This window comes from Bradyrhizobium uaiense (genome assembly GCF_010811875.1).
Lineage (GTDB): Bacteria > Pseudomonadota > Alphaproteobacteria > Rhizobiales > Xanthobacteraceae > Bradyrhizobium > Bradyrhizobium uaiense.
Genome location: NZ_VKHP01000027.1, coordinates 12892 through 26003 on the forward strand (window position 1 = coordinate 12892; position 13112 = coordinate 26003).

The following is a 13112-nucleotide window of genomic DNA, read 5'->3' on the forward strand; positions in this document are numbered from 1 at the left end:
TCCCGCCGCGGCGCCATCCAGCGCCACGGCTTCCGCAGTTTCCTCGAACGCAATCGACCTCACCGATGCTCGCATTCATTGCCCAGAGACTTGCCAAGGCCGTTGTCGTCCTGCTCGCGATCGTGGCCTTCAATTTCACGCTGATCCGCATGGCGCCGGGCGACCCGGCGATGGTGATGGCGGGCGAGGCCGGCGCCAGCGACCAGATCTTCGTCACGCAATTGCGCGAGAAATTCGGGCTCGATCAGCCGCTTCCGGTCCAGCTCTACCGCTACGTCAAGGGCATCGTGACGCTCGATCTCGGCTTCTCGTTCCGCCAGCAGATGCCGGTCGCCAAGCTGATCGCGGAGCGGCTGCCGGCGACGCTGCTGCTGACTGTCACGGCCTTCGTGATCTCGCTACTGCTCGGCATTCTGTTCGGCACGTTGGCCGCGCGCTTTGCCGGCACCTGGGCCGACACCGCGATCACAATACTGGCGCTGATCTTCTACGCCACGCCGCTGTTCTGGGTGGCACTGATGGCGATCCTGCTGTTTTCGGTCTCGATGGATTGGCTGCCGAGCTTCGGTTACGAGACCGTCGGCGCCAATTACACCGGCTTTGCCCATGTGCTCGACGTCGGCGCCCATCTGATCTTGCCGGCGACAACGATGGGCCTGTTCTTCATGGCGACCTATGCCCGCATGACCCGCGCCTCGATGCTGGAGGTGAAGCGACATGACTTCGTCAAGACCGCACGCGCCAAAGGCCTGCGCGATGCCGTGATCCAGCGGCGGCATGTCCTGCGCAACGCGCTGCTGCCGGTGGTGACATTGGCGGGCTTGCAGGCCGGCACGCTGGTCGGCGGCGCCGTGCTGACCGAGACCGTGTTCGCCTGGCCCGGCATCGGCCGGCTGATGTACGAGGCGTTGCTGCAGCGCGACTACAACCTGCTGCTCGGCGTCTTCGTGGTGTGCTCGGCGATGGTGCTCGCCTTCAACCTGATCACCGACCTGATCTACCGCGCGGTCGATCCCCGCATCGAGTTCGCCTCATGAGCAAGTTGTGGCGCACGATGCTGCGCAACCCCGGCGGCGTGATCGGGTTTACGATCCTGTTGCTTGCGATCGCGATCGCACTGTTCGGCCCGCTGCTGTTCCCCACCTCGCCCTGGCGCATGGTGCAGCGGCCGTTCCTGCCGCCCTTCACGGTGCCCGGCCTGCCGCTCGGCACGGATGCGCTCGGCCGCGACGTACTCGCCGGCATCATCTATGGCGCGCGCGTCTCGCTGCTGGTCGGCCTGGTCTCGACCATGGCGGCGCTCGCGGTCGGGATTCCCGTCGGTGCCCTCGCCGGCTATTTCGGCGGCAAGATCGGCGATGCCTTGATGCGCTTCACCGAATTCTTCCAAACCGTGCCGAGCTTCGCGCTCGCCATCGTGCTGGTCGCGATCCTGCAACCCTCGATCGTCTCGATCGTGCTGGCGATCGCGATCGTGAGCTGGCCGCCGGTCGCCCGCCTGGTCCGCGGCGAGGTGCTGTCGCTGCGCACCCGCGAATATGTCCAGGCCGCCGTAGTCACCGGGCAATCGCACAGCTGGATCATCTGGCGCGAGATTTTGCCCAATGCGCTGTCGCCCGTGATCGTGCTGGCCTCGCTGATGGTCGCGACCGCGATCCTGCTGGAATCCTCGCTCTCCTTTCTCGGCCTCGGCGATCCCAATCTGATGTCCTGGGGCTACATGGTCGGCGCCGGCCGCACCGTGATCCGCCAGGCCTGGTGGATCACGCTGTTTCCCGGCATCGCGATCCTGCTTTCAGTGCTGGCGCTGAACCTGATCGGCGAAGGGCTCAACGACGCGCTCAATCCGCGCCTCAACAAGGAAGGGCGTTGACGCATGTCGGCTACACCCGTCGTCTCGATCAAAAACCTGAAGCTTGCACTGCCGTCGGGCTCCGACCGCCCCCACGCCGTCGACGGCGTTTCGTTCGATCTCGTGCCCGGCAAGATCCTCTGCGTGGTCGGCGAGTCCGGCTCCGGCAAGTCGATGTGCGCACATGCGCTGATGGGGCTGTTGCCGGACACCATCATCCGCGAAGCCGGCGAGATCGGCTATGACGGCCAGAACCTGCTCACCCTCGACGACGCCGGCTGGCTTGCGCTTCGGGGCCGCCATATCGCGATGGTCTTCCAGGAACCGATGACTGCGCTCAATCCGTTGATGCGGATCGGCGACCAAATCGCCGAGATGTTCGAAGCGCACAATCTGTTGGCGCCGCGGCAGCGCAAGCAGAAGGCGTTGCAGCTGCTGCGGGAGGTCGGCCTGCCCGAGCCCGAGCGTTCGGTGCGCGCCTACCCGCATCAATTGTCCGGCGGTCAACGGCAGCGCGCGATGATCGCGATGGCGCTCGCGCTGGAGCCGACCGTGCTCGTTGCGGACGAGCCGACCACCGCGCTCGACGTCACCACACAGGCACAGATCCTCGAGCTGATCCGCGACTTGCAGCGCCGCCGCAACATGGCGGTCATGTTCATCACCCACGATTTCGGCGTCGTCTCCGATATCGCCGACCGCGTCGTCGTGCTCCAACACGGCAAGGTGGTCGAACAGGGCCCGGCCGACGATGTTTTGCGGCGCCCGCAACATACCTACACGCGGGCGCTGCTCGCTGCAGTACCCTCGATGCAGCCGCCGCCGCGTGCGCCGCTTGCGGATCGCGCCAAGGCGGTCGAGGTGATCGGTCTCGACAAGACCTATGTCAGTGGCGGCGGCTGGTTCCAGGCGGAGCGGCGGGTACGCGCCGCGAACGAGGTCAATTTCGACATCCTGCAAGGCGAGACCGTCGGCCTGGTCGGCGAATCCGGCTCTGGCAAATCCTCAGTTGCCCGGCTTGTCATGCGGCTGATCGAACCCGACCAGGGCACGGTGCGCCTCGGCGATGCCGATTTCACCCGGATCGCCGGCCGCGCACTGCGCAAGGAGCGCAGCCGTATCCAGATGATCTTCCAGGATCCGTTCGCCTCGCTCAACCCGCGTCGCAAGGTCGGCAATATCATCGCCGACGGACCGATCGCCCACGGCACCACCCCCGTAGTCGCCCACAAGCGCGCCACTGAGCTGCTCGGCCTCGTCGGCCTCAACGCCAGCGCGATGGAACGCTATCCGCACGAATTCTCCGGTGGTCAGCGCCAGCGCATCGGCATTGCCCGCGCACTTGCGCTCGAGCCGGAAATCATCGTTGCCGACGAAGCTGTCTCCGCACTCGATGTCTCCGTACAGGCCCAGGTGCTGAACCTGCTAGAAGACCTCAAGGCGCGGCTCGGCCTGTCAATGTTGTTCATCACCCACGATCTGCGGGTGGCGGCGCAAATCTGCGATCGGATCGCGGTGATGCAGCGCGGCGCGATCGTCGAGCTGAAGCCGACCGCCGCACTGTTCTCGGCCCCCGAACATCCCTACACACGCGAGCTGCTCGCCGCGGTGCCCGGCCAGATCTCCTCTTCGCGTGCAGCCTGACAATGCGTTGCGTCCTGATCAGCAGCAGCCTCGATCTTCGCGACTATTTTGGTGCCGAGTTGGCCCGCATTGCGCCGCGCGTGGAGGTGGTCGATCACGCCGGCGGTGCCGCGGATGTCCGTCTCGCCTTGGCCTGGCATCCGCCCGACGACGCGTTCGAACGCTATCCGGATCTGCAGGCGGTATGCTCGATCGCCGCCGGCGTCGACAACATCATGGCATGCCCGAGCCTGCCACCCAGCGTCGACGTGGTGCGCGTGGTCGATCCCGGACAGGGGCAGATGATGTCCGGCTTCATCGCCTGGCATGCAATCGGGCATCAGCGCGGCTTTGCCGCCTTCAGCGCCCAGCAGCGCGACCGGATCTGGCAACGCGGCGTACAGCGGCGGGCGCAGGATGTTCCGGTCGGCATCCTCGGTAATGGCGAGATCGGCCGGCGCGTCGCCGTCGACCTCGCCCATCTCGGCTTTCCCGTGATGTCCTGGAGCCGGACCGCCAAAGCCATTTCATCGGCAAGCCGCAGCTTCCATGGGGCGGCCGGTCTTACCGCGATGCTCGGCGAGACCGAGGTGCTGGTCAATTTGCTGCCGCTGACGCCGGAGACGCGGAGCATCCTCAATGGCGATCTGTTCGGCCGGATGCGTCGCGGCGGCTACCTGATCCAGGTTGGCCGCGGTGAACATCTGGCGGAGGCTGATCTACTCGCAGCACTCGACAGCGGTCAGCTGGCCGGCGCTGCGCTCGACGTATTCGCAACCGAACCATTGCCCGCGGCGCATCCGTTCTGGCGCCATCCGCGGATCGCCATCACACCGCATGACGCCAGTGACGTCAGCATCAGCGCCGTTGCGACCACTCTTGCTACGACAGCGGACGCGATCCGCGCCGGACGGCGTCCCCCGCATGCGATCGACCGCGCGCGCGGTTATTGATTGCAGCACGCAGGAGTATCAGATGCAGAACTCCCGTTCGTTCGCCGATGCCGCGCACCCGATCAATGGGCTGCGTGCCGCCGGGCCGATTGCGGAGGCGCAGGCACAGACGCTGGTCAGAGAATATTACGGCCTGTCGGCCGACATCCGCCGGCTCGACAGCGAGCGGGACCAGAATTTCCGGCTGCGTACGCAAGATGGACGCGAATACGTCCTCAAGATCGCCAATCCCACTGAGGATCGCGCCGTCACCAATCTGCAGACCGAGGCGCTGCGCCACATCGCGGTCAGTGATCCGCTGCTTCCGATTCCGCGCATCATTTCCGCCCGGAATGGCACGGTCGAGCTCGAAATCGGCTTCGACGACGGCTCGATGCGGGTGGTGAGGCTGCTGTCGTTCCTGGCGGGAACGCCGATGCATCAGGCGCCACCATCGGCGACGTTGCGCAGAGATGCCGGCCGCTGCGCGGCACGGCTCGCTGTTGCGCTACGCGACTTCGTTCATCCCGGCGCGGGCCACAAATTGCTCTGGGACATCCAGCATGCCGCCGAGCTGCGGCCGCTGCTCGGCGCGGTGCCATTTGCCCAGCAGGAGCTGGTCAAACGTGTCCTCAGTCGTTTCGAGGCCGACGCCGTGCCTGTGCTGGCGCAGCTTCCAAAGCAGTCTCTGCACAACGATCTCAATCCGCACAACATTGTCGTCGACACGGCCTCGCAGCCTCGCGTCTGCGGGATCATCGATTTCGGTGACATGACCGCGACGGCGCGCATCAATGACCTCGCGATCGCGGCAGCCTATCAGGTGACCGACGGCGAAGATCCACTGGCGCCGGCGCTCGATCTGATTGCGGCCTATCATGCGGTCTCGCCGCTCGAAGAGCGCGAGCGCGATATCCTGTTTGACCTGATCGCGACCCGCATGGTCATGACCATCGTGATCAGCAATATCAGGGCCGCTCGCTATCCGGAGAACAGCGCGTATATTCTGCGCAACAATAAGCAGGCGTCGACCCGGCTCGCCCGGATCGCGACGCTGACGCGAACGCAGGCCACACAACAGATCGAACGCGCCTGCCAGGGAGAGTGACACAATGCCGGCCGACACCTCGACCCAGGAACTGATCGCGCGCCGCAACCGCCTGCTCGGTCCCGCCTACCGGTTATTCTACGAGCAGCCGGTGCATGTCGTGCGCGGCGAAGGTGTCTGGCTGTATGACGCCGCAGGCAACCGCTATCTCGACGCCTACAACAACGTCGCCTGCGTCGGCCATTGCCATCCGCATGTGATCGAGGCGATAGCGCGGCAGGCCGCGGTGCTCAATACCCACACCCGCTATCTGCACGAGACGATCCTTGACTATGCCGAGAGACTGCTCGCGACCTTTCCGGCCGAGCTCGGCCAGGTGATGTTCACCTGCACCGGCAGCGAGGCCAACGATCTGGCGCTCCGCGTCGCCCGCACCTGCACCGGCGGAACCGGCGTCGTCGTCACCCGGACCGCCTATCACGGCGTCACCGGCGCGCTCGCCGAACTGTCTCCGTCGCTCGGCCTGCCCGAGCCGACCGCCCCCCATATCCGGCTGGTGCCCGCGCCGCAGTCCGCGGGCGATCAAACCGGTGAGGTCTTCGCAGGCCACGTCCGTGCCGCATTCGAAGATATGGCACTCAGCGGCATTCGCCCGGCCGCGCTGCTGGTCGACACGATCTTCTCCAGCGACGGCGTATTCGCCGATCCGCCCGGTTTCCTGCGGCTGGCGGTGGATGCCGCGCATCGGACCGGCGCGCTGTTCATCGCCGACGAGGTACAGCCGGGCTTTGGCCGCTGTGGCGAGGGCCTATGGGGCTTCGCCCGCCACCGCGTCGTTCCCGACATGGTCACGATGGGCAAGCCGATGGGCAACGGCCACCCGATCGCAGCGATGGCGGCGCGACCGGAGTTGCTGAAGGAGTTCGGCGCGCGCTCACGCTATTTCAACACCTTTGGCGGCAATCCCGTGTCGGCCGCCGCCGGCATGGCCGTGCTCGACGTGATCGAGCGGCAAAGCCTGGTCGAGAACGCCAGGCGCACCGGCACTTATTTGCGCGAGCGGCTCACCGCGCTACGCGCGAGGCATGAGCTTGTGGCGGAGGTCCGGGGTGCTGGTCTCTTCATCGGTGTAGAGCTCCGCCGCGGCGACTTGGCCGCCGCGAGTGAGACGACGAAACTGGTCAATGCAATGCGCAGACGGCATGTTCTGATCAGCGCGGCCGGCCCCAGGGCGAATGTGCTGAAGATTCGTCCGCCCCTGACGTTCGGCATGGAGCACACCGATCTACTGGTCGAGGCGCTCGATCAAGCGCTACAGGAAAATTCGATTGACTGACGATCTCGCGGATTGCTGGCCTTGGTCAGCAACGGTCAATACCTTCATGCCGCCTTTCGGCTTTACCCGCTGATACCGGCCTTGAGCATTTCCGCAACCAACCACACTGTCCGGTCCGTCGCAGCGTCGATCCCGAGGCCACGCGAGGACACAGCTCATACTGGATAGGATGAGACTTTTCTTGATCTCCCGGTGCACACGTCGTGCACACGCGGCCTTCTAATCAGTTGAAAAACCTGAGCTCTCGCTCCAATCCATCATGGGACAGACTGTGTCGCCAACGGCGTAAAGTGCCTACCGAAGCTCACTGACCGCACCAGTTTCGCACCAGAAACGACGTGAACAAACCACGACGAACGCGATCAAATTCAAACGAAAATGCAGCAAAATCAACGAAGCTTATTGATGGTCCGCCGCTCATAACGGTCTGGTTGCAGGCTCAAGTCCTGCTGCTCGACAAGGCGTTACCATACTTCCTTCCTAACAAGTCGCTGCCTTCTTGTGTCCGGTGACGACGTGCGAATGAACCGTCTCTCTTGGGTGGATCACCGAGATCCTGCTTAGTCGCCAGCGCGGCGTGACGCGATCAAAGTTGAATCCGCGTCGCAGTCGACCTTCACCAGCGAAGCGTCAGCAAGCTCGCATCGTCGAACCTAACAAAATGATATTCGCGATCGGTGTCGTGGGCGGTCTTTTTCCGGCCCCGAGCCGAACTCGGTTGCACCGCCCGAAGATGCGGAAGCCTTCATTTGCGGCACGGTAAACATTGCGCATTCAACGCGTAGAGACGCCGCCAACCAGATGCGAGCACTTCCCGTGCAATGGAGGCGGATTGCATATCTTGTGGCGGTCACTGCGTTCGAATTGCAACGGAGGTATCGGATCTACGCGCGCCAACCCGCGTGGTCAGATCACTGATTTAATGTGTCGGGGTTCGCCAACGTTCGCCGGCGCTTATTCAACGGATATTCGACGACTTCTTCACGGCGGTTCTAAGTCGTTGAATTTTCTGGCGCGCCATTCAGAATAAAACTACGAACTTGTATGTAATTGAAATTGCTATATAATTTTTTATGATCGATTCCGTTAGGAGCGCCACCTCAACTGCCATGTTCCCCAATTCGGCGAATAGGCGGCACAAAACGCGCCCCCGGCTCTCTCACATCCGCCCAGCGTCCCTGAGGACTGCGAGCGTCCGCAATGCGATATCGCGCATCAATCCGATCTCTGTCACATCCCGTCCGTCGACGAGCGCTTTTGCAACGATCGCGAGCTCGCGCCAGCATAGGTTGGCCTCCGGTGGAGCCTCGCGCATCCATAGGGCCGTGCGCAAAACAATGTCAGCCCATTTGTCACGATGTCGCGCAATGATGCTCTGCAATAGATAGGTGGCAAGTTTGGCGCGATCACGGCCGCGGGCGCGCTCCACCGCTTGAGCGACCTGCGGGTCATCCTCGAACCAGGATTGTGCGGCGGCCTCCAGCTCAGCAAGTTCGTTGCTCTTCCGCAGCACCGATGCGAGCGCGGCGGGCTCACACATGGCCTTCGGGACCTCGACGATCAGCCCGGCGAGCGTTTCACCAAAGGCCATGCGCGCGGGTTGCCAATCGGCACCGCCGATAGTTTCGGCGACCTGGAGAAGGCCGAACGGCGGCGATTCCCGTTTTTCTATATTGAGCGCCAGTTCGTGCGCCATGATGCGATCGAGATATGATCGGGATACGGCAAGCGTAGGGGCATCCATCCCGGCGGCGGCGAGACTCATCTCGATCTGGCGACGCGATTCCGGTTCGCCACTCCAGGCATCCGCAATCCCGCCTTTGGTCAGGACCGACGATATCCGCTTTTTCCGTCCGACCGGGGATATCAGCAGGAATCCCTGCGCCGTGGCGCCATCGATGGTGGTGGCGACAATTGCCTCGATGCTCCCAGCCTCCCATGGCGCGCAATCGATCCCAGCCGCCCGCGCCTTGCGTACGACCGCGTCGACTTCGGCTCGTTCGTTCTCGGGTCTCCAATTGCGCATTGCGATCAGCCGCCGGACATCTGTCGGCGTCAGCGAGGCGGCGACCTGCGCAAGCGCGCCGGCAACCGCCCGGCGCACAGTCGAATTTGGGTCGAGCAGGAATAGAACCGCGGCGCCACGCGCTTCGAGGATGCCAGCAAGCGCCAGGCCCACGGCCAAGGCGCTGCGGGTTTCCGCCGGCATGGCATGACCGCTTTCGATCAGCGAGCCCACGGCCAGGAACGGATCGCCGTCGCAGGCTTCGAGTATGCCAGCGAGAGCGGCGTGGACGTCGGTCGGAAGCGGTCCGTCCTCGTCCGGGTCGACGGGCTGCCTTGCCGACGCCGCGGTAAGCTCAGGCGATGCCGGGATTTTCGACTGGTGTAGGGCTCCTCCCACAAAGGCAAGCATGCGGCCGTCGACGTTTCCGGCCTCGACCTGCGCGACGACGTCGGCCTGAAAATCCGCGATCAGTTTGGCTGCGTCCGCGTAGCCGCGATCGGTGCGATAACGTAGATGCTCGAGCAGCCGCTGCAGCAGAAACAGATAACCGATCGCAAGCGGCTCATCCCGGCCAGCCGGAGGCATGTGGCGAGCCGCGCCTGTGAAGGCGGCAAAGATTTCGCGTGGGGAGCTTTCGCAGTACCGATCGAAAGCATCATTGAATGGGGGCGGTCGACCCTTGGCGATCGCCTGCGCGATCCGTCTCGCATGCCCATCCGTCGGCGAGGTTTTTGGCTGAGTTTGGCTCATCGAGGCGCCTCTGCGAATCATTGCAATGATAGCCGGGAGTTGGTCTCGTTCCTCTCGGAGCTGGCGATATCCACTCACAAATCCGCACCCATGGCGTCGGACAGCCTGAAAAGTAATTATCCAGCTTGGCGGCCTCCTGCAATTCCGCCCGCACTCTTCTAACGATTTGGTCGCTTGACTATCGCGTAGCGAGCGCGCGCGATGTGACCACCTGGCCGGAAAACAAATCGCGCGCACCCAATATCTTGTAACCAATTGACTGATAGCCAATGCGGCGTTTCGCAGCCATGCGGGCCAGAACCGGCACTCTCATGTCGACATAATCATATATGATCACCTCACGCTTGGCGTCGTTGAGACGGTGCAATCGGCCGGCATACTGGGCAAGTGTGCCTTTCCATGCAATCGGCATGGTAAGAAAAAGGGTATCGAGGCGGGGATCATCGAACCCCTCGCCGAGGTAGCGTCCGGTCGCGACTATGACACGTTCCTCGGCTTCGGGAATTGCTGCGAGCCGCGCGGCGATGTCGCGGCGCTGCTTCTCGCCTTGCCCACCGCGCAACACGATCACATGCCTCGCAAAACGCTCGAGACGCTTTGCAATGGTCTCCAAGTGGGCGGTACGTTCGGTTATAACGACAGGTGAGCGGCCAGCTTCCAGCGCACGCAAGACATCATCGAAAATCAAATCATTGCGCACTTCATCATCGACCATTCCCTTGAAAACATCTTGGATGGAAAGAGAAGAGGTGTCCAATGCGGCTTGAAGTTGGAAGCTGGTATCCCTGATCCGCACCACGTGATCGAAGGGGCGCTTGGCGGCCTCGGATCGCGCATCTACACGATGCCGGATGGGGCCACATTGCATAACGATGATCGGGTGATGCCCGTCTTTTCGCGTCACCGTTGCTGACAGGCCCAGGATGTAACGCGCCTTGCTGCGGCGCACGACGAGTTCAAAGCTCACCGCCGACAAATGGTGACATTCATCGACTACGAGATGCCCGTAATTGCCGACGATATCATTGACCTCTCCTTTACGAACAAGACTCTGGATCAGTGCTACATCAACCTGACTCTTTGGTTTGCGACGACCACCGCCTATCACGCCTATCGCATCGCGCGGCAGGTTTGAGAACGCTGTGAGCCGCTCAATCCATTGATCCATCAGTTGACGGCGATGAACGAGGATCAACGTATTCAATCCACGTTCGGCTATCATCCGGATGGCTAAGACCGTCTTGCCGAACGCCGTCGATGCCGCAAGCACGCCGGTATCGTGCGGCAACAGGGCCGCGATCGCCTGCTCCTGGCTTGGGCGCAGTGCCCCGGTGAATGCGAATGGGATCGGCGCACCGGTAGTGCGGCAATCTTCGATTGTTACTGCAATTCCAACTGACGCAAGGAGATCGCGGACGGCGTCGAAACACCCGCGAGGCAGAGCAACGTGATGGCTAGTCAACTCCGCGCAAGAGATGATCCGAGGCTTGTCATGGGTCGATCGGCGCATCGCTTGTGCAGCGTAGAATTCGGGGTTCTGGAACGCAGCGATACGGATAAGGCGCGCGATCAAGGGTGGCGGTAGCGCGTGACGCGGGATGTAAACCTGGTCAGCCTGCACGATGGTGATCGCGCTTGGCAGTGGCCCGCTTATTGCTGGCGGTGGCTGTCGGCGCGATGGCGGGGCAAGCCACGGTTCTTCGTCTTCGTCGACAAGAGGAATACGTACGCCGAGAATTTTTCCAGATGCACTCGCTTCCTCGACCAGATGATCCACCCTCGATCGCGCCATAGGTTCAATCGCTGACAGGAAGGCCCATTGATCCAGATATGGCGAACAAGACTCGTCGATGAACACGCTGTTGCCAGAACTTCGCGCGAGTCCTTGAAGCGGTAAGGCAATCAAATTACCGAAGCCACCCGCCGGCATTGTATCCTGGCTTGGAAAAAACCGATCGTAGGATCCGAATCCGATATCGGGGACACGTTCCATCGTGTCGGTGATTAGGAAGGCCCCAAGACGGCGCGCCGACGCCGCCGGTATCGGTTCCTCGAAAAAAATCCAAGCGTGAGCACCGTTTCCGGATCGCGACCGCTCAATGGCAACAGGAATTTTGTGGCGCTGGCAGGTCTCCCTGAAAGCGAAGACATCTCTTAGCCATTCCCCATCGTCGAAATCCGCGGCCAGGAACGAACAGGTATTATCCGCAAGCATCGGATAGACACCCATAACGAACGGGGCGCCATTCGTGTCGGTCCCGCGTAGATGGCGTTCGATCGACACTTCATCTACGGCCTGGAATGCCTGATTTGAACATGCCGAACATTTGACTTTGGGTTTTTCGCAAATCCCACGCTGCCATTCATTCGTACAGGCAGGTGCATAGCCGCTGCGCCCCGTCGTGCGGTTCTCCCAACGGATGGGAAACACATCTGAACGACCGCGGAAAAGCCGGCGAAACAGAGCAATCTTCTTTTCGATTGTCGAATTCCGGTCGATCGGACCGGCAGCTTTTCCCGAAGGGACCACTTTGATAGCCGCAGCCCCCTCACTCCGCGCCGATCGAAGAGTGTTGATCTCGGCTACGATCTCCGCGCGCTCGCGTTCCAGCGCCGTGAGCCGCGCCACGAGTTCGGTAATTCTGGCGTCCATTTGCTTCATCGCGAAGATTGGCGTGCGCCAACGTTATCCGACATCAGCTTGACGCAATTTTGCTTCGCCCGATAGCTTCGCAAGGGCCAATCACAATCGGCCGATCCAAGCCCCGAGTTCGCAGCTTTATTCTGAATGGTGGCAATTTGGCGCGCCATTCAGAATAAAACCACGAACTCGTACGTTATTGAAATTGCAATATAATTTCTCTTTGGACAAGGTAAGCAAGGATCTGAGTTGTTGCTCGCCCCAAATGGAAGCGTGACTTTTAATCGCTCCCTTTCGAGAGCGGGCTACGGCGGTTTGGCGGGACTGGGGAGAATAACGCGACTATACGCCGAGCTGAACAATAAGATCGCGCGCTGGATGCCCAGCCAAGACCGAGCGCTCATACGCGGCCTGAAGATCCATATCCGGATCCTCGTAGATAGCCCATTTTCTGTTGGACAGGCCCTCATCTTTGCCATTGATAGAGTAACCGATGGCAATATCGGCGCCGCGCACGACGACATAAGGTTCATCGCCAAACTCGCGCGCTCTTTTGAAATATGTGGCGGCGCAAAATGGCTCAAAGCCCATCGCAATCCGACGTCGCTCTCTCGCATCGGCCAGATTCGCGCTTTCACGCTCGATCGTTTGCGGGTCGTCCCCCCGCATTCCAAGAAATTCAGGCAAGTCGAGATACCATCGACGTGGTCGGGCTCGTTCAGGTCGCGAATGCGCTGAATGCACGAGCGCGCCAGATTGTAAGCGTCACCGCGAGCGCTCTGTATCAAGTCTCCAATTTCGGAGTCCAGGCGCTCGTCACGATGTGCCGAGTGGTCATAGAATTCCATGCTCGACCGATAGACACGCACTAGATCGCCAATCGTGACTGGATTGGAAAGGCCGCCAATCATCCAAACAATCT

Annotated in this window: 9 protein-coding genes; 6 read left to right on the forward strand and 3 right to left on the reverse strand. The window is 62.0% G+C overall.

Annotated elements, in window-relative coordinates; all coding sequences use genetic code 11:
• Positions 1–65 precede the first annotated feature (65 nt).
• From FNJ47_RS09660 to FNJ47_RS09685, 6 genes are read left to right on the forward strand one after another with little or no spacing between them, the layout of a single operon-like run.
• Positions 66–1037, forward strand: coding sequence for an ABC transporter permease (locus FNJ47_RS09660; protein ID WP_163152850.1), 972 nt, complete (start codon positions 66–68; stop codon positions 1035–1037).
• Entirely contained in the window at positions 1034–1873 is an 840-nt protein-coding gene (locus FNJ47_RS09665; RefSeq protein WP_163152851.1) for an ABC transporter permease, read from the forward strand. Before FNJ47_RS09660 ends, FNJ47_RS09665 begins: the two co-directional genes overlap by 4 nt.
• A gap of 3 nt (positions 1874–1876) precedes the next feature.
• Positions 1877–3496, forward strand: coding sequence for an ABC transporter ATP-binding protein (locus FNJ47_RS09670; protein WP_163152852.1), 1620 nt, complete (start codon positions 1877–1879; stop codon positions 3494–3496).
• 2 nt (positions 3497–3498) lie between these two features.
• Positions 3499–4428, forward strand: a complete 930-nt coding sequence (locus FNJ47_RS09675) for a 2-hydroxyacid dehydrogenase (RefSeq protein WP_163152853.1) — start codon at positions 3499–3501, stop codon at positions 4426–4428.
• A gap of 22 nt (positions 4429–4450) precedes the next feature.
• On the forward strand, positions 4451–5515 hold the full coding sequence (locus FNJ47_RS09680) for a phosphotransferase (RefSeq protein WP_163152854.1): 1065 nt from the start codon (positions 4451–4453) through the stop codon (positions 5513–5515).
• A 4-nt stretch (positions 5516–5519) separates the two neighbouring features.
• Complete coding sequence (locus FNJ47_RS09685; protein ID WP_163152855.1) at positions 5520–6791, forward strand: aspartate aminotransferase family protein; 1272 nt, start codon at positions 5520–5522, stop codon at positions 6789–6791.
• Between the two features lie 1159 nt (positions 6792–7950).
• On the opposite strand, the gene FNJ47_RS09690 is transcribed toward FNJ47_RS09685, so the two are convergent.
• The 3 genes from FNJ47_RS09690 to FNJ47_RS09700 all read right to left on the reverse strand — a co-directional run bounded on the left by FNJ47_RS09690 (position 7951) and on the right by FNJ47_RS09700 (position 12877).
• Positions 7951–9549, reverse strand: coding sequence for a hypothetical protein (locus FNJ47_RS09690; protein ID WP_163152856.1), 1599 nt, complete (start codon positions 9547–9549; stop codon positions 7951–7953).
• Positions 9550–9727: 178 nt separating this feature from the next.
• The gene (locus tag FNJ47_RS09695; RefSeq protein WP_206685303.1) at positions 9728–12202 is read right to left on the reverse strand and encodes a TOTE conflict system archaeo-eukaryotic primase domain-containing protein; all 2475 of its coding nucleotides are present in this window, start codon (positions 12200–12202) and stop codon (positions 9728–9730) included.
• 330 nt (positions 12203–12532) lie between these two features.
• Positions 12533–12877: a hypothetical protein gene (locus tag FNJ47_RS09700; protein ID WP_163152858.1), complete on the reverse strand. Its 345-nt coding sequence runs from the start codon at positions 12875–12877 to the stop codon at positions 12533–12535.
• Between the last annotated feature and the right edge of the window lie 235 nt (positions 12878–13112).

Bases quoted from the DNA above. Each gene is read 5' to 3' on its own strand.
- FNJ47_RS09690 (WP_163152856.1), bottom strand. From the start codon at position 9,549: ATGAGCCAAACTCAGCCAAAAACCTCGCCGACGGATGGGCATGCGAGA.
- FNJ47_RS09695 (WP_206685303.1), bottom strand. From the start codon at position 12,202: ATGGACGCCAGAATTACCGAACTCGTGGCGCGGCTCACGGCGCTGGAA.
- FNJ47_RS09680 (WP_163152854.1), top strand. From the start codon at position 4,451: ATGCAGAACTCCCGTTCGTTCGCCGATGCCGCGCACCCGATCAATGGG.
- FNJ47_RS09675 (WP_163152853.1), top strand. From the start codon at position 3,499: ATGCGTTGCGTCCTGATCAGCAGCAGCCTCGATCTTCGCGACTATTTT.
- FNJ47_RS09665 (WP_163152851.1), top strand. From the start codon at position 1,034: ATGAGCAAGTTGTGGCGCACGATGCTGCGCAACCCCGGCGGCGTGATC.
- FNJ47_RS09660 (WP_163152850.1), top strand. From the start codon at position 66: ATGCTCGCATTCATTGCCCAGAGACTTGCCAAGGCCGTTGTCGTCCTG.
- FNJ47_RS09685 (WP_163152855.1), top strand. From the start codon at position 5,520: ATGCCGGCCGACACCTCGACCCAGGAACTGATCGCGCGCCGCAACCGC.
- FNJ47_RS09670 (WP_163152852.1), top strand. From the start codon at position 1,877: ATGTCGGCTACACCCGTCGTCTCGATCAAAAACCTGAAGCTTGCACTG.